The organism is Rhizobium sp. 16-488-2b (assembly GCF_017741815.1).
Taxonomy (GTDB): domain Bacteria; phylum Pseudomonadota; class Alphaproteobacteria; order Rhizobiales; family Rhizobiaceae; genus Rhizobium.
In genome coordinates, this window is sequence record NZ_JAGHMF010000001.1 from 90954 (window position 1) to 115895 (window position 24942).

Consider the following 24942-nt stretch of genomic DNA (forward strand, 5'->3'; position numbering starts at 1 on the left):
CTCTTTACTTGCCGCTCAAGACGCGGCTGGCGACATTGATGTACTTGCGGCCGGCTTCGGATGCCTCGGCGAGCGCCTTTTCCATATTGTCTTCGCCGCGCACGCCGGCAAGCTTGATCAGCATTGGAAGGTTCATGCCGGCAATCACTTCGGTATGTCCGCTGCTCATCACGGAGATCGCCAGATTGGAAGGGGTACCACCGAACATGTCGGTCAGGATGACCACGCCATGGCCGTCATCGGCGTTTGCAACAGCGCCCAGAATATCCTGGCGTCGCTGATCCATGTCGTCTTCGGGGCCGATACAGACCGTCTCGATGAATTTCTGAGGACCGACAACATGTTCGACCGCATGACGAAACTCTTCAGCCAGCTTGCCGTGAGTGACAAGCACAAGTCCGATCATGATACTACTGCTCCCAATGGCGTATGCAAACGGTAGGCCCAATATCGCAATGCAGCAATCGCGTCCACCGTGGGGGCACATCTTGGCTATGAAAAGCCGAATGGCAAGACAAAAATGCACGGTTTCGCGCGCCAGCTGCCGGTTTCGTGGGCATTAGCGCCCTATTTCGGGTGCTTTGGCCATCAATACCGCCAGTGGAAGCGGCACATTAGCCAGCAACCGAATGACGGGCAGTGTGATACCTGTTGAAACCGCGGTCGTCTCGCCCTCCGGCGGCACCCGGTCTTCCCCCGTAACGTGCCCGGGAAGAACCGCATAATGCATGGGCGCTTCCTGGATAAAGGAGAGGCGGACGATGCCGGTTCCGCGCAGCTCGATCATCCCTTGTATGGAGGACGGGCAGGCCGCGATGACCGCGTTATCCCGAGCCGAGATCATCACCTGATCGTCTGCGACCAGCGCGGCATCGACCCCGATCCGCTGGGCCTCGGTAAGACACGCAAAGGCGAGCATCGACTTGCCCCAGCCCGATGGCCCCATGAAGAGAAGCCCGGTCTTACCGACGACGATCGCCGTCGCGTGAATATTGACCGGGGCCGTGGTCATGCGTTGGGATCTGCTGGAAGCGCAAGCGTGAAGCGGGCGCCGACCACTTCTTCAGTCTCGGCGTCGATGATGTTTTCGGCCCGCAGCGAGCCGCCATGCGCTTCGGCGATCTGGCGGCTGATCGACAGGCCGAGGCCGGAATTCTGCCCAAAACCTTCGGATTCCGGCCGGTCGGTATAGAAGCGTTCGAAGATGCGGTCGATATTCTCCGCCTGAATGCCGGGGCCGTTATCCTCGATATAGACGATGCAGCGCGAACGCGTGCGCACCAGACGAACGGTGATTTTCCCGTCTTGGTCGGAGACGAAGGAGCGCGCGTTCTCGATCAGGTTGGTGACGATCTGGCCGATGCGCAGGTCGTGCCCATTGACGAGGAAGCGGGTCTTCACGCCGGGCTTGCGCTCGATCGCGAATTCGATCTGCACTTCCTTCTTGCGGTTGCGGATCTGCCGCGAGATTTCCACGAGGTCACGAAGCAGAACTTCGAGATCCACCGATCCGGCATCGACGCGCGCAAGCTCGGCATCGAGGCGTGAAGCATCGGAGATATCGCTGATCAGGCGGTCGAGGCGGCGCACGTCGTGTTGAATGACATCCATCAGCCGCTTCTTGGAATCGTCCGATTTCGCCAGCGGCAGCGTCTCGACGGCGCTACGCAGCGAGGTCAGCGGGTTTTTCAACTCGTGGCTGACGTCGGCCGCGAAACTCTCGATCGCATCGATCCGGTCGTAGAGCGCGGTCGTCATGTCGCGCAACGCGATCGACAGGTTGCCGATCTCGTCCTGGCGAACCGAGAAGTCGGGGATTTCCTCGCGCTCCTTGGAGCCGCGACGCACGCGGATCGCCGCAGCCGAAAGGCGGCGCAGCGGATTGGCGATCGTCGACGAAAGCACCAGCGACAGGAGCACGTTGACCAGTGTCGCGACGCCGAAGACGCGCATGATGCCGAGACGCTCGGCATGAACGATGTTGTCGATATCGCCGGCCTGCGTCGATAGCAGCAACACGCCGAGCACGGCACGAAAACGCTGGATCGGTACGGCGACGGAGACGATCAGTTCGCCCTTCTCCGTGGTGCGCACCACAGCGCCGCGCACACCGGTCAGCGCGTTCATGACTTCAGGATAGATCGAGCCGTCGCCACCCGGCGCTTCCTTGTAAAGCGGCAGGTTGCCCGGCTGCAAAACCTTGTTGAAGATCGTCGTGAACCACTCGCCCCAGGTCTGCTCCTCATCGGCAACCGGCGGCAGGTCGAAGCGCAGCACCTGGCCACGCGAGTAGAGATGGCGCGAATCGAGCAACAGGTTCGCATCGGCATCGAAGATGCGGGCGCGCGTGCGGGTCGGAGAGATCAGGCGGCGCAGTACCGGGGCGACCTTTTCCGGATCGATCGGGAATTCCAGGTCCTCGTCATTCGGAACCGGGGTGATGCTCTGGCCAGCCTGCAGCTCAAGCAACTTTTCGGGATCGATGGTGATCGAGTTGGTATCGACCGAGGCCGAAGCCGAGACGGCGCCGGCGATGATCTCGCCCTGCGTCAAAAGGCTCTCGACGCGGGCGTCGATCAGCCCCTCGCGAAACTGGTTGAGATAGAGAATGCCGCCGACGAGAACGACGAGTGCCGCGAGATTGAAGAAGAGGATGCGGCGCGTCAGGCTGGAAAAGACGGCGTTGCCGAAGATACGGCGAATGATCGTGAAGGGATGCGACCAGCGTCGTCCCCTGACGCGTCGGCCTACGCCGTCTGCGTCATCCAGATCCTTCTCCTGCACCAACTGTGCCAACGACAGCCCTTTCGAAGAGCGGGCCGCGTCCGCGGCGCCGGCTCTCATATACTCTTATCCGCCGCGCCCTTAGGCGTCAGGCTGCTTCGCGGAAGCGGTATCCCACTCCGTAGAGCGTTTCAATCATATCAAAGTCGTTGTCGACCATCTTGAATTTCTTGCGCAGCCGCTTGATGTGGCTGTCGATGGTGCGGTCGTCGACATAGACCTGCTCGTCATAGGCCGCATCCATCAGCGCGTCACGGCTTTTCACGACGCCGGGGCGCTGCGCCAGCGAATGCAGAATCAGGAATTCGGTCACCGTCAGCGTCACCGGCTCGCTCTTCCAGGTGCAGGTGTGGCGTTCCTGGTCCATGACAAGCTGGCCACGCTCGAGCGAACGCGCAAGCTGTGCGGCACCGGGCTTTGGTGCTGCACCGGTCGCGGCCGCTGCCGCGGCTTCGCGTCCGGCGGCGCGGCGCAGGACGGCGCGCACGCGTTCCACCAGCAGTCGCTGCGAGAACGGCTTGGTGATGAAGTCGTCGGCGCCCATCTTCAGGCCGAAGAGTTCGTCGATCTCTTCATCCTTGGAGGTGAGGAAAATCACCGGCATGTCGGATTTCTGGCGCAGACGGCGCAGCAGTTCCATTCCGTCCATGCGCGGCATCTTGATATCGAAGATCGCCAGATGCGGCGGGCGGGCGAGAAGACCGTCAAGGGCCGAGGCGCCATCCGTATAGGTCTCGACCTTGTATCCTTCGGCCTCAAGCGCGATCGACACCGAGGTCAGGATGTTACGGTCGTCATCAACGAGCGCGATTGTCGGCATTGTATTCGTCTCCGTCATCTAATGCGCGTCTCCAGGTTTTTTGAAGGTCCCCAGGCGGCCATATGAACCGGATGCGCTTATGGGGATAAAGGTGGAACAAATTGTGGCAAAGATAAAGGGTGGGGCGATCGGTAATTTTTGAAGACAACCGAAAGTCGTGCGGTGAAATCGACTACGCCAAGTCAGTTCAAACGATTTAAAATAAACGTCAGAAATTTAAATCGATTAAATAACTGATATCATTAAATAATATCGATTTATGCCACTTGCGCTTTAAAAATCCTGTCCGTAGGTTCGCGCCTAGTTCTTAACGGCGTTGAGCCCCAAGGGAAGGAAATGACCATGGAGCAGTTCGGTACACACAACCCAGCGATAGAGCTGGCGACGGCAGGTTTTGCAGGCGCGAAGAGCGTCCGTTATAACTTCACCGCCGCCTCCCTCTATGAAGAGTCGATTCGCCGGGGAGAAGCCGAACTCACCGCTCACGGCGCCTTGCGGGCATTGACCGGCCAGCACACTGGCCGCTCGCCCAAGGACAAGTTCGTCGTCCGCGACGCGAATACCGATGGCCAGATCTGGTGGGACAATAACAAGCCCATGTCGCCGGAGCATTTCGCGCTGTTGAAGCAGGACATGCTGGCGCATGCCGCCGGCAAGGAGCTCTTCGTGCAGGACCTGATCGGCGGTGCCGATGAGGCGAATGCGCTGCCGACCCGCGTCGTTACCGAGCTTGCCTGGCACTCGCTGTTCATCCGCAACCTGCTGATCCGGCCGGAGCGTTCCACGCTGGAAAGCTTTGGGCCGAAGCTCACGATCATCGACCTGCCGACCTTCAAGGCCGATCCGGAGCGCTACGGCTGCCGCACCGAAACCGTCATCGCCTGCGACCTGACCAACGGCGAAATCCTGATCGCCGGCACCTTCTACGCCGGTGAAATGAAGAAGTCGGTCTTCACCGCGCTGAACTATCTGCTGCCGGCCAAGGGCGTCATGCCCATGCACTGCTCGGCCAATGTCGGCCCAGATGGCGATGCCGCGGTCTTCTTCGGCCTGTCGGGCACCGGCAAGACGACGCTTTCGGCCGATCCGGCCCGCACGCTGATCGGCGACGACGAGCACGGCTGGGGCGAGGACGGCATCTTCAATTTCGAGGGTGGCTGCTACGCCAAGACCATCCGCCTCTCGGCCGAAGCCGAGCCGGAAATCTACGCCACGACGCAGCGTTTCGGCACCGTGCTTGAAAACGTCGTGCTCGATGAAAACCGCATTCCTGACTTCAACGATGGTTCGCTCACGGAAAACACCCGCTGCGCCTATCCGCTTGATTTCATCCCGAACGCCTCGGAAACCGGCCGCGCCGGCCATCCGAAGACGATCATCATGCTGACGGCCGATGCTTTCGGTGTCATGCCGCCGATCGCCAAGCTGACGCCGGATCAGGCCATGTACCACTTCCTGTCCGGCTACACCGCCAAGGTGGCCGGCACGGAACGCGGCGTGACCGAGCCGGAAGCCACCTTCTCGACCTGCTTCGGCGCCCCGTTCATGCCCCGTCACCCGTCGGAATACGGCAATCTGCTGAAGGAGCTGATCGGCCGCCACGGCGTCGAATGCTGGCTCGTCAACACCGGCTGGACCGGCGGCGCTTATGGCACCGGTAAGCGCATGCCGATCAAGGCGACGCGCGCGCTGCTCGCAGCCGCCCTCTCGGGCGAACTCAGCAAGGCCGATTTCCGCGCCGATCCGAACTTCGGCTTCGCCGTTCCGGTTGCGGTTGCGGGCGTTGAAAGCGGCATTCTCGATCCGCGCTCGACCTGGGCCGACGCTGCCGCCTATGACGCGCAGGCGAACAAGCTGGTGACGATGTTCATCGACAATTTCGCCAAGTTCGAAGGTCACGTCGACGGCGGAGTGCGCGATGCGGCCCCGGGTTTTCGGGTGGCCGCTGAGTAAATCAGCGACAACTGATTGATGATTCACGTGAAACCCGGCCCGGAAAGGTCGGGTTTTGCGCGTTTTGAAGCGCCTTTCCAAGCGGGAGACGATGTGAGATAGACATCACATGGCCAGCGACCCGCTCTATATCAACGACAGGATCACCATCGCGGGATGGGAACTGACGGAACAGTTCGTTCTGGCGGGCGGTCCCGGCGGGCAGAACGTCAACAAGGTCTCGACATCAGTCCAGCTGTTCTTCAACATCCAGAATTCCCCGGCGCTGAACGAGCGGGTCAAGATCAACGCCGTGAAACTGGCGGGCCGTCGCATGTCCAAGGAAGGCGTGCTGATGATCGAGGCGAGCCGTTTCCGCAGCCAGGAACGCAACCGCGAGGATGCGCGCGAGCGGTTGAAAGAACTGATCCTCGAGGCCGCCAAGCCACCGCCGCCGCCGCGCAAGAAGACCAAGCCGACCAAGGGCTCCGTCGAACGCCGGCTGAAGGCCAAATCCGGCCGCTCCGACGTCAAGAAGATGCGCAGCCGCCCGAGCGGCGAGTAGTCAGGGGAGGGCATTGATGCTGCAGCTGCCGAACGGCATTCGCCACAGCCCTGATTATCTGAGTCGCCCCCGCCAGGAAGCGCTGGTTGAGATCATTCGCAGCATCGTCACGCAGGCGCCGCTCTACACACCAGTGATGCCCGGCACCGGCAAGCCCATGTCTGTGCGCATGACCAATTGCGGCGCGCTCGGCTGGGTCACCGATAAGGAACGCGGCTACCGCTACCAGCCGACCCATCCGGCCACGGGAAAACTCTGGCCGGCAATTCCCGGCGAATTGCTTGATATCTGGAATGATGTCTCGGGCTACGACAAGCCGCCGGAAGCCTGCCTCATCAATTTCTATTCGGATGACGCCAAGATGGGCCTGCATCAGGACAAGGACGAGCAGGACTTCTCGGCACCCGTCGTGTCGATCTCGCTCGGCAACACCTGCCTCTTTCGCGTCGGCGGGCTCGAGCGAACGGACAAGACCATGTCCTTCAAGCTCTCAAGCGGCGACGTTGTCATTCTCGGCGGGCAGGGGCGTCTGTGCTTCCACGGCGTTGACCGAATCTATCCGTCAACGTCCACGCTTTTGAAAAATGGCGGCCGCATCAATCTGACGCTTCGGCGCGTGAACCCTTAAAGCTTGCGCAGCGCCACCTGCTCGATCAGGTGATTCTGCCCCTTGCGCAGGATCAGATCGGCGCGCGGGCGCGTCGGCAGGATGTTTTCGCGCAGGTTCTTCAGGTTGATGTTCTGCCAAAGCCCCTCGGCGATCGAAAGCGCTTTCTCCTCGCTGATCGAGGCATAGCGGTGGAAGAAGGAGTTCGGATCGCGGAACGCCGTCTCACGCAGACCCATGAAGCGGGTCACGTACCAGTCGTGAATCCGGCTTTCGTCCGCGTCGATATAGATCGAGAAGTCGAAGAAGTCCGAGACCATCGGCACGATCTTGCCGCCCGCCGGCAGGTCGCGCGATTGCAGCACGTTGATCCCTTCGAAGATCAGGATGTCGGGCCGGTCGATGATCTTGTATTCGTTCGGCAGCACGTCATAGACGAGGTGCGAGTAGGACGGCGCCTTGACGTCCGGCTGCCCGGCCTTGATCGCCGCCAGAAACCGCAGGATCGCACCCGTGTCGTAACTCTCGGGGAAACCCTTGCGCTGCATCAGGTTTTCCCGCTGCAGAACGGCGTTGGGATAGAGAAAGCCGTCCGTGGTGACCAGATCCACCTTCGGGCTCGACGGCCAGCGGCGCAGAAGCTCTTTCAGAATACGCGCGGTCGTCGATTTCCCCACCGCCACCGAGCCGGCGATCCCTATCACGAAGGGTGTCTTCGCCACGTTCGACAGGCTCAGGAACCGGTTGCGCTGCTTGAACAGGAGCAGCGACGATTCCACATGCGCCGAAAGCAGGCGCGACACCGAGAGATAGATGCGCCGGACTTCGTCGAGGTCGATCGGGTCGCCCATCGAGCGCAGCCGCTTGACCTCGTCCGAGGTCAGCGTCATCGGCGTATCCGCCCTGAACTTCGCCCATTCCTCGGATGAAAAGAAGTGATAGGGCGAATAAGCATTCGCCTGGAAATGATCGTGCGCCTCGGGCGCACCGGTGATCTGTCTTGCGATACCCATCAGCTTTGCCGACTGGCCTTCTCCCTGAGGCCGGATTGAGCGGTGCGGCGCTCAAGTTCCGCCATGACATCTTGTAGCGGAATACCGGCGATCTTCAATACGACCAAGAGATGATAGAGCACGTCGGCCGCCTCGTAGGTGAGGTTTTCGCGGTCGTCGGTGACGGCGGCCATCACGGCTTCGATCGCTTCCTCGCCAAGCTTCTTCGCCGCCTTGGGCTGGCCGGCCGCAACGAGCTTCGCCGTCCAAGATTCCTCGGGCGAAGCTTTTGACCGCGCGTCGACGATCTTTTCGAGGTCGCTGAGTGTGAATTCGCTCATCATATCGCTTTCAGTCTCAGTCGAGACGCATGTCGATGCCGCACGAAGACATATAGCGCTTCGCTTCGCCGACGGAATAGGTACCGAAGTGGAAGATCGAGGCGGCGAGGACTGCCGTCGCATGGCCTTCCTTCACGCCGGCCACGAGATCGTCGAGGTCGCCCACACCGCCGGATGCGATGACGGGAACGCGCACGGCGTCCGCAATCGCCCGCGTCAGCGCCAGATCGTAGCCGGCTTTCGTTCCGTCGCGGTCCATCGAAGTCACCAGCAATTCGCCGGCCCCGCGCTCGACCATCCGGCGCCCGAAATCCACCGCATCGATGCCCGTCGCGTTGCGGCCGCCATGCGTGTAGATCTCCCAGGCGCTGGCCTCGCCGCCGGCAGGCGTCAGCCGCCGCTTGGCGTCGATCGAGACGACGATGCACTGGTCGCCGAACTTGTCGGCTGCTTCCGCAACGAAGTCGGGATTGCTGACGGCGGCCGAATTGATCGACACCTTGTCGGCACCGCAAAGAAGCAGCTTGCGAATGTCTGCGATCGTGCGAACGCCGCCACCGACGGTAACAGGCATGAAGCACTGGTCGGCCGTGCGCGACACCACATCGAAGATCGTTTCGCGGTTGTCGGAAGAGGCGGTGATGTCGAGGAAGCAGAGCTCGTCGGCGCCGGCCGCGTCATAGGCCTTGGCGGCCTCGACGGGATCGCCGGCATCGACGAGGTTGAGGAAGTTGACGCCCTTGACGACACGGCCGTCCTTGACGTCGAGGCAGGGAATGACGCGAGCCTTCAGGGTCATTGCGCGGTCTCCTTCGCGCGCGACGCCGCAATCAGCGCCAGCGCTTCCTTGGGATCGATACGGCCGTCATAGAGCGCCCGGCCGGAAATTGCGCCTTCGAGCTTCGCGGCGTCAGGCTTCAGCATCCGCTTGATGTCGTCGATCGAGGCCAGTCCGCCCGATGCGATGACGGGGATCGAGACGGCGTCCGCCAGTTCCAGCGTCGAATCCCAGTTGATCCCGGTCAGGATGCCGTCGCGGTCGATGTCGGTATAGATGATCGCCGCCACACCGGCGCCCTCGAATTTTTTAGCCAGCTCGATGATGCCGAGCTCGGAGGCCTCGGCCCAGCCCTCGACAGCCACCTTGCCGCCCTTGGCGTCGATGCCGACGGCCACATGGCCGGGAAAATTCTTGCAGGCTTCGATCACCAGCGCAGGATCGCGCACGGCAACAGTGCCCAGGATCACCCGCGACAGCCCGCGGGAAAGCCAGCTTTCGATATGATCGAGCGTGCGGATACCGCCGCCGAGCTGCACCGGGTTCTTCGTGGCCTTCAGGATCGCATCGACGGCAGCGCCATTGACGCTCTCGCCGGCAAAGGCACCGTTGAGATCAACCACGTGCAGCCATTCGAAACCCTGGTCCTCGAAAGCCTTGGCCTGCGCGCCGGGGTCGGGATTGTAGACGGTTGCCTGTTCCATATCGCCCAGCTTGAGGCGAACGCACTGGCCGTCCTTGAGGTCGATGGCGGGAAAGAGGATCATTCTGTCAGTCCTTCAAAGGCGCGAGCTCAGGGCTTCCAGCGCAGGAAATTGGCAATCAGGGCGAGGCCGAGCTTCTGGCTCTTCTCCGGATGGAACTGCGCGCCCGCCACGTTGTCGCGGCCGACAAAGGCCGTCAGCGGTCCGCCGTAGCCGGTGGTCGCGATTACATCCTCGGGGTTCTGGGCGGCCAGATGGTAGGAATGCACGAAATAGGCATGCAGCCCCTCGGCACCGGTCACAATACCCTCGAACAGCGGGTGAGGGCGCTTCAGGTCCAGCGTGTTCCAGCCGATCTGCGGTATCTTCAGATTGGGATCATCAGGCGTCATTTCAACGACGTCACCGGGAATCCAGCCGAGACCCTCGGTCGTGGTCTTCTCCAGCCCGCGCGAGGACATCAGCTGCATGCCGACGCAGATGCCGAGGAAGGGCCGCGCCTTCTTCTCGACCACGTCGATCAGCGCCTCGGTCATCCCCGGCACGGCATCCAATCCGCGGCGACAATCGGCATAAGCGCCGACACCCGGCAGCACGACGCGATCGGCGGCGGCAACGACGTCAGCCTTGTCGGTGAGGTCGATCACTGCGTCAACGCCGGCCTCGCGAGCAGCCCGCTCAAAGGCCTTCGTCGCCGAACGCAGATTGCCGGAACCGTAGTCGATAATTGCGACGCGCATCAGCGTCCTCCATAAAAGCCAAAGAGACCGAGGGATGTTGCGGTGCCGCGATCCGTGCGGCTGCCGCCATCCCACTGCGGCGACGGCATACGCGTGTCGTCACGGAGATCGGTCTGAATTTCAGAAAAGTAGATTTCCTCGGCGACATCGAGCCGATCGGCCGAGATCAGCGCTTCGTCCTGCCAGCCCTTTGCGGCAAGGTTGCGAACCCGCAGGTTCTGCCCTTCGAGCCCGACAAGAAGGCTGGTGCCGAACGTCACGGCAAAGCCGACCAGCCACATTCCCGGTTGATCCATCAGCGCGCCGCCGATGCTCTGCAGCAGAAAGGCGGCAACGGCGTAGAGCCACAGCCGGTGAACGGCGAGCCAGATCCAGGGAAACAGGAAGCCTAGCACGGTAAAGCCGTCGCGAATGAAGCGCGTCTTCTCGTGCTTGATATCGGTGCCGCCAGGGGCGGTCAGAACCAGATAGCTGGAACTCATGTCGTCAAGCTCCCTCAAGGGGCTTAGACGAGCGTGCCCTTCGTCGAGGGTACACGGCCCGCCTGCCTAGGATCGATCTCTGTCGCCGTGCGCAGCGCGCGGGCGACGGCCTTGAAGCATGTCTCGGCAATATGGTGGTTGTTGGCACCATAGTGGTTCAGGATATGCAAGGTGATCCCGGCGTTCTGGGCAAGAGCCTGGAAGAATTCGCGGACGAGTTCGGTGTCGAACGTGCCGATCTTCGGCGCGCTGAATGACACGTTCCAGACGAGGAAGGGGCGGCCGGAGAGATCGACGGCAGCCTTGGTCATCGTCTCGTCCATGGCAAGATCGATCGAGGCGTAGCGGGTGATGCCGCGACGGTCGCCGAGCGCCTTGGCGATGGCCTGGCCGATGGCGATGCCCGTGTCTTCCACCGCATGGTGGTCGTCGACGTGCAGATCGCCCTTGGTCTCGATCTCCATGTCGATCAGCGAATGTCGTGACAGTTGGTCGAGCATATGGTCGAAGAAGCCGACGCCGGTCGAAATCGTCGATTTCCCGGTGCCGTCGAGATTGACGGAAACGGAAACCGAGGTCTCGTTGGTCTTGCGGGATACGGATCCCGTACGGCTTGCTGCGGTCTCGGCCATATGGCGCTCCCTCCGGAAATACGCGGGTTCCTTATCAGGCGTGCCGGGAAATATCCAGAAGCGCGGGTCGAGAAATCGAAGCCAATTGCAATCGGCATTCGCCAACTTACATAGGGCTCAACAGGGCCGATGTGCGGCCCGAGGTAAGGGCCCGCCTGACGGGCTAGGGTATATTCGATGACAACCATTATTACAGTTCGAAAGGGCGGCAAGGTCATCATGGCGGGCGACGGACAGGTCAGCCTCGGCCAGACCGTCATGAAGGGCAATGCCCGCAAGGTGCGCCGCATCGGCAAGGGCGACGTCATTGCCGGTTTCGCCGGCGCCACCGCGGATGCCTTCACGCTCTTGGAGCGGCTTGAAAAGAAGCTCGAGCAATATCCCGGCCAGCTGATGCGCGCTGCCGTCGAGCTCGCCAAGGATTGGCGCACCGACAAGTATCTGCGCAATCTCGAAGCCATGATGCTGGTCGCCGACAAGTCGGTGACGCTGGCGATCACCGGCAACGGCGACGTGCTCGAGCCCGAACATGGCGCCATCGCCATCGGCTCTGGCGGCAACTACGCCTTCGCCGCCGCCCGCGCCCTGATGGACAGCGACAAGTCGGCCGAAGAAGTGGCCCGCCGGGCGCTCGATATCGCCGCCGATATCTGCGTCTACACCAACCACAATCTCGTGGTCGAAACGCTCGACGCCGAATAACGGCAATCGTTCACAATGGGTCCTGTGGGCCGGGCCGCGAACGGCCGGCCGGAGCAGGAAAGCCAAGAGGATATCATGACCAACTTTTCTCCCCGGGAAATCGTCTCCGAGCTGGACCGCCACATCATCGGCCAGCATGACGCCAAGCGCGCCGTCGCCATCGCGCTGCGCAACCGCTGGCGCCGCCAGCAGCTCGATGAGAGCCTGCGCGACGAAGTGATGCCCAAGAACATCCTGATGATCGGCCCGACCGGCGTCGGCAAGACGGAAATCTCCCGCCGCCTCGCCAAGCTCGCCGGCGCCCCCTTCATCAAGGTCGAAGCCACCAAGTTCACCGAAGTCGGCTATGTTGGCCGCGACGTCGAGCAGATCGTCCGCGATCTGGTCGAGGTCGGTATCGGCCTTGCGCGCGAAAAGAAGCGCGCCGAGGTCGAGGCCAAGGCTCATATGAGCGCTGAGGAACGCGTGCTCGACGCGCTCGTCGGATCGACGGCCTCGCCGGCCACGCGCGACAGTTTCCGCAAGAAGCTGCGCGCCGGTGAACTCGACGACAAGGAAATCGATATCGAAGTGGCCGACACCAGCACCGGCATGGGCGGCTTCGACATCCCCGGCATGCCCGGCGGCGGCAATATCGGCATGATCAACCTGTCGGAAATGTTCGGCAAGGCCATGGGCGGCCGCACCAAGAAGGTGCGCACCACCGTCAAGGCCTCCTACACCGACCTGATCCGCGACGAATCCGACAAGCTGATCGACAATGAAGTCATCCAGCGCGAGGCCGTGCGCTCCGTCGAAAACGACGGCATCGTCTTCCTCGACGAAATCGACAAGATCGCCGCCCGCGATGGCGGCATGGGGGCGGGCGTCTCTCGCGAAGGCGTGCAGCGCGACCTGCTGCCGCTGGTCGAAGGCACGACCGTGTCGACCAAGTACGGGCCGGTGAAGACCGACCACGTCTTGTTCATTGCATCGGGCGCCTTCCACGTCTCCAAGCCGTCGGACCTGCTGCCGGAATTGCAGGGCCGCCTGCCGATCCGCGTCGAACTGCGCCCGCTGACCAAGGAAGACTTCCGCCGCATCCTGACGGAAACCGAAGCCAGCCTCATCCGCCAGTACAAAGCGCTGATGGAAACCGAAGGCCTGACGCTGGAATTCACCGATGACGGCATCGATGCGCTGGCCGACGTGGCCGTTCACCTGAACGCCTCGGTCGAAAACATCGGCGCCCGCCGCCTGCAGACGGTGATGGAGCGCGTGCTGGACGAAATCTCCTTCAACGCACCGGATCGCGGCGGCACCGCCGTGACCATCGACGCCGAATATGTGCGCAAGCATGTCGGTGATCTCGCTCAGAACACCGATCTCTCGCGCTTCATTCTGTGATGCGCAAACACCGGTCTCGGCCTTTACTGGCGTGATACCGCAACTTTGACCGACTGAACTCTCGACAACGGGCCTTTTACTTTTTAGTGAAAGGCCCGTTTTGTTGTTGGCGCCAGCATTATTCGGCCAAGATTTTGGTACAGTCAGCGCGCCAGCCAAGCTGGAAATGCCGACCGATACCGGAAATGCCTCTATTGGAAATGATGGGAAAGCTGATCGTGCGACGCCTTCTGACGAGCCTTGTAATCGCCGCCACGGTCTTGACCGCCGCGCCCGCTTTTTCCATGCAGCTCGTGCCTCCGGGCAATCGCAACGTCGAGCAGCCGAATGTTCCCGGCGCATCGGTCCGCCGCACCAAGGGCACCAAGACCACTTTCGATCGCAAGTACGACAAGGTCCACGAACTCCTGGCGACGGATCGCGAGCTGATGGGCAAGATCAAGAAGGTCTCGGCCGCCTATGGCATCGACCCGATCCACGTCATCGGCGCCATCGTCGGCGAGCACACCTATAATGTCGACGCCTACGACCGTTTGCAGTCTTATTACGTCAAGGCCGCGTCCTACGCCGGCCAGAGCTTCCGCTTCGCCTATGACGGCGAGGATGTGGACGACTTCGTTAAGCGCCCGCAATTTGCCGAGTGCAACGGCAAGAGCGATTCCTACACGCTGTGGAGCTGCCGCGAGGATGTCTGGGAAAGCGATTTCCGTGGCAAGACGGTCGGTGGCAAGAGCTTCCCGAACAACCGCTTCAGCGCCGTCTTCTTCCAGCCCTTCTACGCCGGCCAGACTTTTGGCCTCGGCCAGATCAACCCGTTGACCGCCCTGATGCTCTCCGACCTCGTCAGCCGGGTCTCCGATATCAACAAGCTCAACGAGAAGGATGCTGGCAGCGTCTACAAGGCGATCATGGACCCGGATATCTCGTTGGCCTTCGTGGCCGCCGCCGTGCGCCGCTCGATCGACGATTACAAGCAGATCGCCGGCATGGATATCTCCAAGAACCCGGGCCTGACGGCAACGCTCTACAATCTCGGCAATTCCCGCCAGCGCGCCGCGGCGCTCGCCGCCAAGAACCGCGCGTCGGGCGAAACGGTCTGGCCGGAAGAAAACTATTACGGATGGTTGATCAACGACAAGCTGGACGAGCTGGAGCGCCTGCTCTAGTTTTTTAGCCTTGCCGGGGAGGGCAATCTTCCGCGAAAGGCCAGTATCCGATGGACATGCGTCCAAATCCGTTCGTTCCGCCAGCGCCCATCCCGCGCACCGTGCCGCCGAGCCGGCTTGAGATCATCCGCACCATCCTGCGCAATCCGCTGGAGCTGTGGGGCGAGCCCTCTTACACGCTGCCCTTCATCAAGACGAAGTTCTTCCGCGAAAGCACGATCATCGTCAACGATCCCGGCCTGATCAAGCATGTGCTGGTCGATAACGCCGCCAATTACCGCATGTCGGATATCCGCCAGCTGATCCTGCGGCCCATCCTGCGTGATGGTCTGCTGACAGCGGAAGGCGAGGTCTGGAAGCGCTCGCGCAAGGCCGTCGCCCCTGTCTTCACGCCGCGCCACGCCAATGGCTTCGCCGGCCAGATGCTGCGCCAGTCGGAAGAATACATCAGTAAGTACGAAGAAGCCGGCAGCGACGGAAAGACCTTCGAGATCGCCAGCGACATGGCCGAACTCACCTTCGCCATCCTCGCCGACACCTTGTTTTCCGGCGAGATCGTCACCTCCTCCGACAGCTTCGCCGACGACGTCAACGCGCTCCTGCATCGCATGGGCCGCGTCGATCCGATGGACCTGTTGCGCGCCCCCACCTGGGTCCCTCGCGTCACCCGCATCGGCGGCCAGAAGGTGCTGGAGAAATTCCGCACCATCGTCCGCGAAACCATGGATGCCCGCTTGGCCCGCATGGAAGCGGACCGCGACACGACGCCCGAGGATTTCCTGACGCTGTTGCTCGACCAGGCAAAGTCGGGCGGGCTCACCAATGCCGAGATCGAGGACAATATCCTCACCTTCATCGGCGCCGGCCACGAAACCACGGCCCGGGCGCTGGCCTGGACGCTCTATTGCGTCGCCAACACGCCGCATATCCGCGACGCGATGGAGGAAGAGATCGACCGCGTGCTGGCGACGGGCGCCGAGCCGGTGAAGTGGCTCGATCTCATGCCCTATACCCGCGCCGCCTTCGAAGAGGCTTTGCGCCTCTATCCGCCGGCCCCGTCGATCAACCGCGCCGCGATATCGGATGATCGCTGGACGAATGCCAAGGGCGAGACCGTTGAGATCGAGGCCGGCGTCACTGTGCTGATCATGCCCTGGACGCTGCATCGCCACGAACTCTATTGGGACAAGCCCCGCGCCTACATGCCGGAGCGCTTCCTGCCCGAAAACCGCGCCAAGATCAGCCGCTTCCAGTTCCTCCCCTTCGGCGCAGGCCCGCGCGTCTGCATCGGCGCCACCTTCGCGCTGCAGGAGGCGGTGATCGCGCTTGCTGTCATGATGCACCGCTTCCGCTTCGACATGACCGATGAGACCAATCCTTGGCCGGTGCAGAAACTCACCACCCAGCCGCAGAACGGCCTGCCGATGCGCGTCACGCCGAGAGTTCTTGCCTGAAAAGGCATAAATCTTTCAAACTATTGCCTGATTGACTATGAATGAAAGCCGGTCAAAGTGGCAGCATGCGAAAAACGCGCCGCCCGAGGAGATAGTCTATGAGCCGCATCGAAAAACACGGTCTTGCGATTGAAGCCGTCCTTCATGATTTCCTGATCAAGGAGGCGCTTCCCGGTCTTGGGCTCGATGCGGACAAGTTCTTTGCCGACTTCTCGGCCATCGTCCACGATCTGGCGCCGAAAAACCGCGAACTTCTTGCCAAGCGCGACGCCCTGCAACTGCGCATCGATGATTGGTATCGCCAGCACGGTGCGCCGACCGATATGGACGCCTATCAGGCCTTCCTGCGCGAGATCGGCTATCTCCTTCCCGAGGGCTCCGATTTCCAGGTCACCACGACCAATGTCGATCCGGAGATCGCCTCCATCGCCGGCCCGCAGCTGGTCGTTCCGGTCATGAACGCCCGCTACGCGCTGAACGCCGCCAACGCCCGCTGGGGCTCGCTCTACGACGCGCTCTACGGCACCGACGCGATTTCCGAGGCCGATGGCGCCGAAAAGGGCAAGGGCTACAATCCGAAGCGCGGCGAAAAGGTCATCGCCTGGGTGCGCGATTTTCTCGATAACGCCGTTCCGCTTGTCGATTGGAGCTGGAAGGACGTCGCCGGTCTCGTGATCAAGGATGGCGCGCTCGCCATCTCCTCAACCGACGGCGAGCATGTCGCGCTGAAGGATGCCTCGCATTTCGCCGGCTACCGAGGCGATGCAGCGGCTCCGAGCAACATCCTCCTGAAGAACAACGGCATCCATATCGACATCGTCATCAATGCCTCGACAGAGATCGGCAAGAGCGACGCCGCCCACATTTCGGATGTCTGGCTCGAATCCGCGATCACCACGATCATGGACTGCGAGGATTCCATTGCCGCCGTCGATGCCGAGGACAAGACCGAGGTCTATCGCAACTGGCTCGGCCTGATGAAGGGCGATCTGCAGGAAGAGGTCGTGAAGAACGGCAAGAGCTTCATCCGCAAGCTCAATCCCGATCTCGATTATACCGGCCCTGGTGGAGCCAGCTTCGAGGTTCATCGCCGATCTCTGATGCTGATCCGAAACGTCGGCCACCTCATGACGAATCCGGCTATCCTTGATCGCGATGGCAATGAGGTGCCCGAGGGCATCATGGACGCGATGATCACAGCCGCCATCGCGCTCTACGATATCGGCCCGAATGGTCGCCGCAAGAATTCGCGCACCGGCTCCATGTATGTCGTCAAGCCGAAGATGCACGGCCCCGAGGAAGTCGCCTTCGCCGTCGAGATCTTCGGCCGCGTCGAGGATGCGCTCGGCATGGCGAAAAACACCATGAAGATGGGCATCATGGATGAGGAGCGCCGCACCACCGTCAACCTCAAGGAATGCATTCGCGCAGCCCGCGAGCGCGTCGTCTTCATCAACACCGGCTTCCTTGATCGCACCGGCGACGAGATGCACACCTCGATGGAAGCGGGGCCGATGATCCGCAAGGGCGACATGAAGCAGGCCGCCTGGATCGCGGCTTACGAGAACTGGAACGTCGATATCGGTCTCGAATGCGGCCTTTCCGGCCATGCGCAGATCGGCAAGGGCATGTGGGCCATGCCGGATCTGATGGCGGCCATGCTGGAACAGAAGATCGCCCATCCGAAGGCCGGCGCCAACACAGCCTGGGTCCCGTCGCCGACGGCCGCGACGCTGCACGCCACGCATTATCACCGCGTCAACGTCGCCAATGTCCAGCGCGGCCTGAAGGATCGCCCGCGCGCCAAGCTGAGCGATATCCTGTCCGTGCCCGTCGCCGTCCGTCCGAACTGGACGCCCGAGGAAATCCAGCGCGAACTCGACAACAACGCGCAGGGGATTCTGGGGTACGTCGTGCGCTGGGTCGATCAGGGCGTCGGCTGCTCCAAGGTTCCGGACATCAACAATGTCGGCCTGATGGAAGACCGCGCGACGTTGCGCATCTCGGCGCAGCACATGGCGAACTGGCTGCACCACAAGGTCGTCACCGAAGCGCAGATCGTCGAAACGATGAAGCGCATGGCCGCCGTGGTCGATGGCCAGAACGCCGGTGACGCGGCCTATCACCCGATGGCCAAAGATTTCGACCGTTCGATCGCCTTCCAGGCCGCTCTCGAACTGGTGTTGAAGGGCAGGGCGCAGCCGAACGGCTATACCGAGCCGGTCCTGCACCGCCGTCGCCTGGAGTTGAAGGCCGCGCAAGCGGCCTGATCCCCACACAGCAGATACAAAAAGGCCGCCGGAGCGAATGTCCCGGCGGCCTTTTTTATAACGAATTTCAGGTCCAGCTTACTGGATGACGATGACCTTGGAGGTCGTCTTGCCCGGACGGACGCGGCTGTAGAGGTCGATGACGTCCTGGTTGATCAAACGAATGCAGCCCGAAGAAGCGGCAGTGCCGATCGAAGCCCATTCCGGCGTGCCGTGCAGGCGGAACAGCGTGTCCTTGCCTTCTTCGTTGAAGAGGTACATGGCGCGCGCGCCGAGCGGGTTGGAAAGGCCAGGGCCCATGCCGTCTTCGACGTACTTGGCGATCTCGGGACGGCGAACGGCCATTTCCTTCGGGGGATGCCAGTTCGGCCATTCCTGCTTCCAGGCGACGTATGCGGTGCCGGCCCATGCGAAGCCCTGCTTGCCGACGCCGATGCCGTAGCGCATCGCCTTGCCGCCGGGCATGATGTAGTAGAGGAAGCGTTCGCGGGTATTGACGATGATCGTGCCCGGACGTTCTGTGGTTTCGTAGGAGACAACCTGCCTGTGGAACTGCGGCTTGACCTTCTGGATCGGGATCGCCGGCAGCGAATATCCGGCATCCGTGGTGACGCCGTAAGCGTCGTCGAAGATCTGCGCGGTCTGGACGGTCGGACCCGGCATGGCAGCCTTGTTTTCGACAGAGGCGCTCTCGGAAGTCGTGGAGCAACCGGCCAGAGCGAGCGTCGCCATCAGGCCGAATACAGGAAGTGCATTGCGGATGCGCATGGATGTCTCTTAAGAATGGGGCAAGGGAGGATCGTTCTTTCGAACCATCTTAGATTATGGTTTATTTTCGATTAACTTCGCCTTGGCAAGCTGTTGCAGTGCGGCGGAGCAATTACGCAATGGCAAACTAGAACCGCATGGTTTTTTTGCAACAACGCGGGCGCTGGACCCCAACTTATCCATGACGATTTTGAGTGTTTACAATAACAATCCGTTAATCGATGGCCGACAATCGGACAGGGCCATGCTCGTGCGTCGCGGGACTCAGATTCTACTTCACGAGATGCGTCATGCCGTCCTGCCGGAACTGCCACTCGCAAGCGGCCGGCGCGCCGATCTGATCACCGTCTCGGACAAGGGCGAGATCTGGATCATCGAGATCAAGACCTCGATCGAAGACTTCAGGGTGGATCGCAAATGGCCGGAATATCGCCTGCATTGCGACCGGCTGTTCTTCGCCACACACAAGGATGTGCCGCTCGATATCTTCCCGGAGGATTGCGGCCTGTTTCTTTCGGATGGATATGGCGCCCACATGATCCGCGAGGCGCCCGAACATAGACTGGCTCCCGCCACCCGCAAATCCGTCACGCTGAACTTTTCGCGCGCGGCCGCCCAGCGACTGCTGATGGCCGAATGGGCCACCGGCAAGCCGCTCGGCGTCGACGATATCTAGAGCCTTTCCTGGTTAGCTTGAAGCATTCTGCCGGAGCAGGTTTTCTTCAGGGCAAAGGCGATTGGCGAAGGGCATACCCCAGGTACGGTCGAGCCGATCGCCTTTGATCCTGGCGGAAAGATGCCCGGCCCTTCGGGTTGCCTGAAACGGGCCGCCTGATCGTCCGGCCGGCTTGGCCGTATGCGTGGGCTACGACGCGCGCCGGCCGGACGACCATCCGACTCCGTTTGAGGCAACAGAATGCTTCAATCTAACCAGGAAAGGCTCTAGCTTGAATTTACTTCGGCGCCCGCTTGGCGAGAATGCGCTGCAATGTGCGGCGGTGCATGTTGAGCCGGCGCGCCGTCTCCGAAACATTGCGTTCGCAGATCTCGTAGACACGCTGGATATGCTCCCAGCGCACCCGGTCGGCTGACATCGGGTTCTCAGGCAGTTCGACCTTCTCGCCGCTGCGCTGCGTCAGCGCCGCATAGACATCGTCGGCATCCGCCGGCTTGGCAAGATAGTCGACAGCGCCGAGCTTCACCGCGGTGACCGCTGTCGCGATATTGCCGTAACCGGTGAGGACAACGATACGGGTATCGTCGCGCTTCTGGCGGATCGCCTCGATGACGTCGAGGCCATTACCATCGCCGAGCCGCAGGTCGAGCACCGCGTATTTCGGCGGATTGGCGTGGGACTTGGCCACACCCTCCGCCACCGATTCCGCAGTCTCCACCTGAAAGCCGCGCGTCTCCATGGCGCGCGCCAACCGGCGCAGGAACGGTCCGTCGTCATCGACGATCAGGAGGCTCGCATCGGGGCCGATATAGTCGTCGCTGGCGGGGGAGGGGTTGGTAATCTGCTCGCTCATCTATTCAATCCTGGCGCTGTCAGCCTGATATAGGCCTATTGCATTGCGTTTTCTTTAGCCCCATCGGCTCATTTTGTCGAATGCGTATCGATCAGCACGCGCGGCCATTCGACGCGAACGCGCGCGCCGACATAGTCAGGACCTCGATTTTCGAAGGTCAGCACCGCGCCAGAGCGTTCCAGCAGAGTCTTGGCGATGAACAGCCCGAGCCCCAGTCCGCCGGCCCGGTCCTCCTTCTGCCGCTTGGTCACATAGGGCTCGCCGATCCTGAGCAGGATATCGGGCGAATAGCCTTCGCCGTCGTCTTCGATCGTGATGCGCACGCGCTCCTGGTCGTGCTCCACCGTGACAGTCACCTCCTGGCGGGCATAATCGACGGCGTTCTCAACCAGATTGCCAAGCCCGTACATCATCCCGGCATTGCGCTCCGTCACCGGCTCGCCCTTGCGCGGCGCTTTTTCCACGAGGTTGAGCTTGATGCCGAATTCGCGATGCGGCGCCACGATCTCTTCCATCATCGAGGAAAGCGGCAGCCGCCTCAGATGCGCATCGCCTTCGGCCGAGAGTGTCGTCAGCCGGCGCAGGATATCGCGGCAGCGCTCGCTCTGGCTGCGCAGCAGCTGCACATCCTCGCGAAAGCGATCGTCATCCTTCAGCTCTCGCTCCATCTCCTTGGCAACGACGCTGATGGTGGCGAGCGGCGTTCCCAGCTCGTGTGCTGCCGCAGCGGCCAGGCCATCGAGCTGCGACAGATGCTTCTCGCGCTGCAGCACCAGCTCCGTCGCTGCCAGAGCTTCGGCCAGCTGCCGTCCTTCCATGGAGACTCGATAAGCATAAAAGGCAGCAAACGTCATGGTCGATGCGATCGCGCACCACACCCCGAACTGCATGAAGCTCGGAATGTCGATCTCCGCCCCGTCGAACCAGGGAAGCGGGAAGGGCGTGAACGGCAGGATGGTGATGCAGGCCAACGCCACCACGATCAGCGGCATGCTGTAGCGGATCGGCTGCGACGCGAAGGCGATGATAACGGGAACGCAGACCAGCACCGCGAACGGATTGACCAGCCCGCCGGTGATGAAGAGCAGCGCGCAGAGCTGCAGGAGATCGAAGCCGAGCAACGCCAGCGCCGCCACCGGGTCGATGCGGTGCGTCGCAGGATAGCGGATCATCAGATAGAAGTTCACGATCGCCAGCGCCGTGATCAGCGCGATGCACGCCTGCACCGGCAGTGGAAATTGCAGCCACAGCGCAACGATCAGCACCGTGGCAGTCTGCCCGCAGACGGCAAGCCATCGCAAACGCACCAGCGTCTCCAGCCTCAGCCGACGGCTGCTCTGCCGGTCTTCCTCGGGCATGCTTTCGACCTTGTCGGCCATTTCTTTATTCTTGCTCGGCATTGCGGCTCATGTTCCTCGTGGTTTTGCCCGGGTCGTCGGTAGCGCTTCCTCCGGCCGCTCCGGCCATGGATGCCGGGGATAGCGCCCGCGCATGTCGGCGCGTACATCCTTCCAGCTCCCGGCCCAGAACCCCGGAAGATCGCGCGTCGTCTGGATCGGTCGATGCGCCGGCGATGTCAGCTCGAGCAGCAGCGAAAGCCGCCCCCCGGCAATGGCAGGATGCGCCTTTAGCCCGAACAGCTCCTGGACCCGGATGGTCAGCGTCGGCTCTTCCCCGTCATATTGTATCGGATGCCGCTGCCCGGTCGGCGCCTCGAAATGAGTCGGGGCCAGCCGCGAAAGGTCGCGCTGCAGCTCGTGCGGCACCAGCGCCATCAATCCGTTCGAAAGCCCGCCCGCCGAAATGTCGGAAAGCCCGCGCGCATCCGCCTGATAAGGAATGAACCAGTCGTCCATGCGGGAGAGCAGCGCCGCCTCGCTCATGTCGGGCCATGGCGCGCCGATGCTTCTATAAAGAAAGCCGATCCGCTCGCGCAGCTGCATCGCTTCCTTGGAAAACGGCAGCTGCTCCAGCCCCATCTCCCTGATCCCCTCGGCCAGCGCCCGCGTGACGGCCTCGCCGGATGGCCGAGGCAGCGGCGTCTCGTCGAAAACGATGGCGCCAAGCCGCGTCGCCCGTCTTGCGCGCACCTGTTTGCTTTGCCGGTCGAAGAAAGTCTGGTCGTCGGTGCGGATCGCGCCCGGCAGCTCCGCCTCGACATCGCCGCGCGTCACCTCGGCCGCTGCGAGAATCCGCGCCTGCGCCGCCCGGCCGGTCAGGTCGGCGATCACAAGCATCGGGCTGCTCGCCAGCCGTTCGGTCTCGGCAATCTCGGCGCCACGCCCATTGGCCATCACGAAGCGCCCGCGCCCGCCGCGCTGCAGCGCGATGCGATCGGGAAAGGCGTGAATAAGCAACCGGCCGGCAAGTCCCGGCTCCTGCGCCACCACTTTGTCGCGCCCCTTCGCCAGCCGTCCCGCCAGCTGCCGCGCCGCCTCGGCCCGCTCGCCGCGCTCGGATTTGAACCGGCGCAACCGGTCCTCGAGATCGATGCTCGTCCCGCCCAGCCCCTGTTCCGTCAGAAGCACGGCCATCATCGCCGCCTCCCTGGCGTGGCCGGTCTCTCCCGAAGAGAGCACCATCGCCGCCAGCCGCGGCGGAAGCGCCATGTCGCGCATCTCCCGCCCGCGCGCCGTCAGCCCGCCATCCCGGTCGAGCGCGCCGAGTTCGCGCAGCAGCGCGCGCGCCTCCAGCAGCGTCGTCTCCGGCGGCTGGTCCATGAAGCCGAGCGCCCGCGTGTCCTGCACGCCCCAGTGAGCGAGATCGAGCACGAGGCCGGAAAGATCGGTCGAGAGGATCTGCGGCGGCGTGAAGGCAGGCATCGCCGCCGTCTGCCCCTGGTGCCAGAGCCGGATGGCAATCCCGGGCTCGGTTCGCCCGGCGCGTCCGGCCCGCTGGTCGGCCGAGGCCCGCGATACCCTCACAGTCTCCAGCCGGGTGATCCCTGTCGATGCCTCGAACACCGGCAGACGCTGCAAGCCGCTGTCGATCACGATCCGGACGCCATCGATGGTGATCGAGGTCTCGGCGATCGAGGTCGCCAGCACGATCTTGCGGGTCCCCGCCGGCGCCGGCCGGATCGCCGCGTCCTGTTCCTTCTGGCTGAGATTGCCATAAAGCGGCGCGATCACGGTGGTCGCGTCGAACCGCTCCCGCAGCCGCTCGGCCGTCCTGGTGATTTCGGCCTGTCCGGGCAAAAAGGCGAGGATCGATCCGCTCTCCGTCTTGTGCGCGTCGATGATCGCCCGCGTCATCGTATCCTCGATCCGCTCGCCGCCCGGCCGGTCCTGATAGCGAATATCGATCGGGAAGCTGCGTCCCATGCTCTCGATCAAGGGCGGGTTGTCGAGCAGCGCCACCACGCCGGCCACATCGAGCGTCGCCGACATGACCAGGATCCGCAAATCCTCGCGCAGCGCCGATTGCACGTCGAGCGCCAGCGCCAGGCCGAAATCGGCGTCGAGCGATCGCTCGTGAAATTCGTCGAAGATCACCGCCGATACGCCGGAGATCTCGGGATCGTCGAGGATCATCCGCGCGAACACGCCCTCGGTCACCACTTCGATCCGCGTCCGCGCCGAGATCCTGGTATCGAGCCGCATGCGATAGCCGACGGTCTCGCCGACACTCTCATTGAGCAGCGCCGCCATACGGCCGGCCGCCGCGCGCGCCGCGAGACGTCGTGGTTCGAGCAGAATGATCCTGCCGTCGCCGCGCCATGCCTCGTTGAGAAGATGAAGCGGCACCAGCGTCGTCTTGCCCGCCCCCGGCGGCGCCGAGAGCACGGCGCGCCGCGCCGTCGTTAGCGCCGCGCCGATCTCGGGCAGAACATGGGAGACCGGGAGCTCCGGCAGGGCACGCAGGTCGATCACGCCTCGTCTGTCCTCTCTGTCTATATATATATGGCTGGGCGGAACGGCCCCGCATCTCTCTATAAAGCGCACTCTATAAAGGGTGGGGGCGGTTCGGCAAACCGGTGATGACGCCGATTGCGCCGGTTCGATGCGGCGTGAAGGACGAATATTGCCTGTTTTGGGCTGTTCCAGCGCGATTAGCCTCGAAAAACGCCGGCGCTGTCATAAAGCCAATCTGGCCCCTATCCGATGTGGTTGAAATTCCCCCAACAGAATCAGTGTGTTATAAAACTGTCAAAAAACTTTGCGTGTGGTTGTTGACTTGTTTGGCTCTGGGGCCTTATAAGCCGCTTCACAGAACGAGGGCGGCGGCGCTGCTGGCGACGGTGACTTTCGCTCTGGATTTCTTGAATTGGCTGCGATGCTGATTGGTCCC

General features: G+C 62.3%; 24 protein-coding genes. 9 read left to right on the forward strand and 15 right to left on the reverse strand.

Going from position 1 to position 24942, the window contains the following annotated elements; translation table 11 throughout:
• Positions 1-4: 4 nt before the first annotated feature.
• The 4 genes from J5286_RS00365 to J5286_RS00380 form a co-directional block, all read right to left on the reverse strand.
• Complete coding sequence (locus tag J5286_RS00365) at positions 5-406, reverse strand: PTS sugar transporter subunit IIA (RefSeq protein WP_018901148.1); 402 nt, start codon at positions 404-406, stop codon at positions 5-7.
• Between the two features lie 153 nt (positions 407-559).
• Positions 560-1012 carry an HPr kinase/phosphorylase gene (locus tag J5286_RS00370; RefSeq protein ID WP_209188622.1) on the reverse strand — a complete coding sequence of 151 codons (453 nt, stop codon included), beginning with the start codon at positions 1010-1012 and terminating at the stop codon, positions 560-562.
• Positions 1009-2796 (reverse strand): sensor histidine kinase, encoded by a 1788-nt coding sequence (locus J5286_RS00375; RefSeq protein WP_026283476.1) that lies wholly within the window; start codon positions 2794-2796, stop codon positions 1009-1011. The genes J5286_RS00370 and J5286_RS00375 overlap by 4 nt, the downstream gene beginning before the upstream one ends.
• Before the next feature lie 76 nt (positions 2797-2872).
• A complete protein-coding gene (locus tag J5286_RS00380; RefSeq protein WP_196809369.1) occupies positions 2873-3604 on the reverse strand; it encodes a response regulator transcription factor in 732 nt (243 codons plus the stop codon).
• A 342-nt stretch (positions 3605-3946) separates the two neighbouring features.
• Between J5286_RS00380 and J5286_RS00385 the strand changes: the two genes are divergently transcribed.
• From J5286_RS00385 to J5286_RS00395, 3 genes are all read left to right on the forward strand, one after another.
• Positions 3947-5557, forward strand: a complete 1611-nt coding sequence (locus J5286_RS00385; protein ID WP_209188623.1) for a phosphoenolpyruvate carboxykinase — start codon at positions 3947-3949, stop codon at positions 5555-5557.
• A 109-nt stretch (positions 5558-5666) separates the two neighbouring features.
• Positions 5667-6101 carry an alternative ribosome rescue aminoacyl-tRNA hydrolase ArfB gene (gene arfB / locus J5286_RS00390; RefSeq protein ID WP_111562753.1) on the forward strand — a complete coding sequence of 145 codons (435 nt, stop codon included), beginning with the start codon at positions 5667-5669 and terminating at the stop codon, positions 6099-6101.
• Between the two features lie 16 nt (positions 6102-6117).
• Positions 6118-6729, forward strand: coding sequence for an alpha-ketoglutarate-dependent dioxygenase AlkB family protein (locus J5286_RS00395; protein WP_209188624.1), 612 nt, complete (start codon positions 6118-6120; stop codon positions 6727-6729).
• Here the strand turns inward: J5286_RS00395 and coaA are convergent.
• Genes coaA through hisB form a run of 7 tightly spaced genes read right to left on the reverse strand, consistent with a single transcriptional unit; the run spans position 6726 to position 11377 of the window.
• Positions 6726-7721 (reverse strand): type I pantothenate kinase, encoded by a 996-nt coding sequence (coaA, locus tag J5286_RS00400; RefSeq protein WP_209188625.1) that lies wholly within the window; start codon positions 7719-7721, stop codon positions 6726-6728. The two genes, J5286_RS00395 and coaA, sit on opposite strands and share 4 nt — an antisense overlap.
• Positions 7721-8041, reverse strand: a complete 321-nt coding sequence (locus tag J5286_RS00405) for a phosphoribosyl-ATP diphosphatase (protein WP_112980349.1) — start codon at positions 8039-8041, stop codon at positions 7721-7723. Before J5286_RS00405 ends, coaA begins: the two co-directional genes overlap by 1 nt.
• A 16-nt stretch (positions 8042-8057) precedes the next feature.
• Positions 8058-8840 (reverse strand): imidazole glycerol phosphate synthase subunit HisF, encoded by a 783-nt coding sequence (hisF, locus tag J5286_RS00410; protein ID WP_209188626.1) that lies wholly within the window; start codon positions 8838-8840, stop codon positions 8058-8060.
• Complete coding sequence (gene hisA / locus J5286_RS00415; RefSeq protein ID WP_209188627.1) at positions 8837-9586, reverse strand: 1-(5-phosphoribosyl)-5-[(5-phosphoribosylamino)methylideneamino]imidazole-4-carboxamide isomerase; 750 nt, start codon at positions 9584-9586, stop codon at positions 8837-8839. The genes hisF and hisA overlap by 4 nt, the downstream gene beginning before the upstream one ends.
• A gap of 26 nt (positions 9587-9612) precedes the next feature.
• Positions 9613-10263 carry an imidazole glycerol phosphate synthase subunit HisH gene (hisH, locus tag J5286_RS00420; RefSeq protein WP_209188628.1) on the reverse strand — a complete coding sequence of 217 codons (651 nt, stop codon included), beginning with the start codon at positions 10261-10263 and terminating at the stop codon, positions 9613-9615.
• Positions 10263-10745, reverse strand: coding sequence for a DUF2628 domain-containing protein (locus J5286_RS00425; protein WP_209188629.1), 483 nt, complete (start codon positions 10743-10745; stop codon positions 10263-10265). Before J5286_RS00425 ends, hisH begins: the two co-directional genes overlap by 1 nt.
• 23 nt (positions 10746-10768) lie before the next feature.
• Positions 10769-11377 (reverse strand): imidazoleglycerol-phosphate dehydratase HisB, encoded by a 609-nt coding sequence (gene hisB, locus J5286_RS00430; protein WP_018901161.1) that lies wholly within the window; start codon positions 11375-11377, stop codon positions 10769-10771.
• Between the two features lie 177 nt (positions 11378-11554).
• On the opposite strand from hisB, the gene hslV reads away from it, so the two are divergent.
• The 5 genes from hslV to J5286_RS00455 all read left to right on the forward strand — a co-directional run bounded on the left by hslV (position 11555) and on the right by J5286_RS00455 (position 18355).
• On the forward strand, positions 11555-12079 hold the full coding sequence (gene hslV / locus J5286_RS00435) for an ATP-dependent protease subunit HslV (protein WP_018901162.1): 525 nt from the start codon (positions 11555-11557) through the stop codon (positions 12077-12079).
• 75 nt (positions 12080-12154) lie between these two features.
• Positions 12155-13465 (forward strand): ATP-dependent protease ATPase subunit HslU, encoded by a 1311-nt coding sequence (gene hslU / locus J5286_RS00440; RefSeq protein ID WP_047509255.1) that lies wholly within the window; start codon positions 12155-12157, stop codon positions 13463-13465.
• Between the two features lie 218 nt (positions 13466-13683).
• Complete coding sequence (locus J5286_RS00445; RefSeq protein ID WP_209188630.1) at positions 13684-14631, forward strand: DUF1402 family protein; 948 nt, start codon at positions 13684-13686, stop codon at positions 14629-14631.
• 50 nt (positions 14632-14681) lie between these two features.
• On the forward strand, positions 14682-16085 hold the full coding sequence (locus J5286_RS00450) for a cytochrome P450 (RefSeq protein WP_209188631.1): 1404 nt from the start codon (positions 14682-14684) through the stop codon (positions 16083-16085).
• 98 nt (positions 16086-16183) lie between these two features.
• Positions 16184-18355 carry a malate synthase G gene (locus tag J5286_RS00455; protein WP_209188632.1) on the forward strand — a complete coding sequence of 724 codons (2172 nt, stop codon included), beginning with the start codon at positions 16184-16186 and terminating at the stop codon, positions 18353-18355.
• A gap of 78 nt (positions 18356-18433) precedes the next feature.
• Here J5286_RS00455 and J5286_RS00460 read toward each other — a convergent pair whose 3' ends face one another.
• The gene (locus J5286_RS00460) at positions 18434-19123 is read right to left on the reverse strand and encodes a L,D-transpeptidase (protein ID WP_018901167.1); all 690 of its coding nucleotides are present in this window, start codon (positions 19121-19123) and stop codon (positions 18434-18436) included.
• Positions 19124-19304: 181 nt separating this feature from the next.
• Between J5286_RS00460 and J5286_RS00465 the strand changes: the two genes are divergently transcribed.
• A complete protein-coding gene (locus J5286_RS00465; RefSeq protein WP_047509179.1) occupies positions 19305-19799 on the forward strand; it encodes an MmcB family DNA repair protein in 495 nt (164 codons plus the stop codon).
• A gap of 277 nt (positions 19800-20076) precedes the next feature.
• Here the strand turns inward: J5286_RS00465 and J5286_RS00470 are convergent, their stop codons facing one another.
• From J5286_RS00470 to hrpB, 3 genes are all read right to left on the reverse strand, one after another.
• Positions 20077-20652 (reverse strand): ActR/PrrA/RegA family redox response regulator transcription factor, encoded by a 576-nt coding sequence (locus tag J5286_RS00470; RefSeq protein WP_209188633.1) that lies wholly within the window; start codon positions 20650-20652, stop codon positions 20077-20079.
• A 68-nt stretch (positions 20653-20720) separates the two neighbouring features.
• Positions 20721-22031: an ActS/PrrB/RegB family redox-sensitive histidine kinase gene (locus tag J5286_RS00475; protein ID WP_113011947.1), complete on the reverse strand. Its 1311-nt coding sequence runs from the start codon at positions 22029-22031 to the stop codon at positions 20721-20723.
• Between the two features lie 27 nt (positions 22032-22058).
• Positions 22059-24524: an ATP-dependent helicase HrpB gene (gene hrpB / locus J5286_RS00480; RefSeq protein WP_209188634.1), complete on the reverse strand. Its 2466-nt coding sequence runs from the start codon at positions 24522-24524 to the stop codon at positions 22059-22061.
• Positions 24525-24942: the final 418 nt, after the last annotated feature.

Excerpts from the sequence above, each read along its gene's own strand:
- J5286_RS00365 (WP_018901148.1), bottom strand. The coding sequence starts at position 406 with ATGATCGGACTTGTGCTTGTCACTCACGGCAAGCTGGCTGAAGAGTTT.
- J5286_RS00370 (WP_209188622.1), bottom strand. The coding sequence starts at position 1,012 with ATGACCACGGCCCCGGTCAATATTCACGCGACGGCGATCGTCGTCGGT.
- J5286_RS00380 (WP_196809369.1), bottom strand. The coding sequence starts at position 3,604 with ATGCCGACAATCGCGCTCGTTGATGACGACCGTAACATCCTGACCTCG.
- J5286_RS00385 (WP_209188623.1), top strand. The coding sequence starts at position 3,947 with ATGGAGCAGTTCGGTACACACAACCCAGCGATAGAGCTGGCGACGGCA.
- arfB (WP_111562753.1), top strand. The coding sequence starts at position 5,667 with ATGGCCAGCGACCCGCTCTATATCAACGACAGGATCACCATCGCGGGA.
- J5286_RS00395 (WP_209188624.1), top strand. The coding sequence starts at position 6,118 with ATGCTGCAGCTGCCGAACGGCATTCGCCACAGCCCTGATTATCTGAGT.
- coaA (WP_209188625.1), bottom strand. The coding sequence starts at position 7,721 with ATGGGTATCGCAAGACAGATCACCGGTGCGCCCGAGGCGCACGATCAT.
- J5286_RS00405 (WP_112980349.1), bottom strand. The coding sequence starts at position 8,041 with ATGAGCGAATTCACACTCAGCGACCTCGAAAAGATCGTCGACGCGCGG.
- hisF (WP_209188626.1), bottom strand. The coding sequence starts at position 8,840 with ATGACCCTGAAGGCTCGCGTCATTCCCTGCCTCGACGTCAAGGACGGC.
- hisA (WP_209188627.1), bottom strand. The coding sequence starts at position 9,586 with ATGATCCTCTTTCCCGCCATCGACCTCAAGGACGGCCAGTGCGTTCGC.
- hisH (WP_209188628.1), bottom strand. The coding sequence starts at position 10,263 with ATGCGCGTCGCAATTATCGACTACGGTTCCGGCAATCTGCGTTCGGCG.
- J5286_RS00425 (WP_209188629.1), bottom strand. The coding sequence starts at position 10,745 with ATGAGTTCCAGCTATCTGGTTCTGACCGCCCCTGGCGGCACCGATATC.
- hisB (WP_018901161.1), bottom strand. The coding sequence starts at position 11,377 with ATGGCCGAGACCGCAGCAAGCCGTACGGGATCCGTATCCCGCAAGACC.
- hslV (WP_018901162.1), top strand. The coding sequence starts at position 11,555 with ATGACAACCATTATTACAGTTCGAAAGGGCGGCAAGGTCATCATGGCG.
- hslU (WP_047509255.1), top strand. The coding sequence starts at position 12,155 with ATGACCAACTTTTCTCCCCGGGAAATCGTCTCCGAGCTGGACCGCCAC.
- J5286_RS00450 (WP_209188631.1), top strand. The coding sequence starts at position 14,682 with ATGGACATGCGTCCAAATCCGTTCGTTCCGCCAGCGCCCATCCCGCGC.
- J5286_RS00455 (WP_209188632.1), top strand. The coding sequence starts at position 16,184 with ATGAGCCGCATCGAAAAACACGGTCTTGCGATTGAAGCCGTCCTTCAT.
- J5286_RS00460 (WP_018901167.1), bottom strand. The coding sequence starts at position 19,123 with ATGCGCATCCGCAATGCACTTCCTGTATTCGGCCTGATGGCGACGCTC.
- J5286_RS00465 (WP_047509179.1), top strand. The coding sequence starts at position 19,305 with ATGACGATTTTGAGTGTTTACAATAACAATCCGTTAATCGATGGCCGA.
- J5286_RS00470 (WP_209188633.1), bottom strand. The coding sequence starts at position 20,652 with ATGAGCGAGCAGATTACCAACCCCTCCCCCGCCAGCGACGACTATATC.
- J5286_RS00475 (WP_113011947.1), bottom strand. The coding sequence starts at position 22,031 with ATGGCCGACAAGGTCGAAAGCATGCCCGAGGAAGACCGGCAGAGCAGC.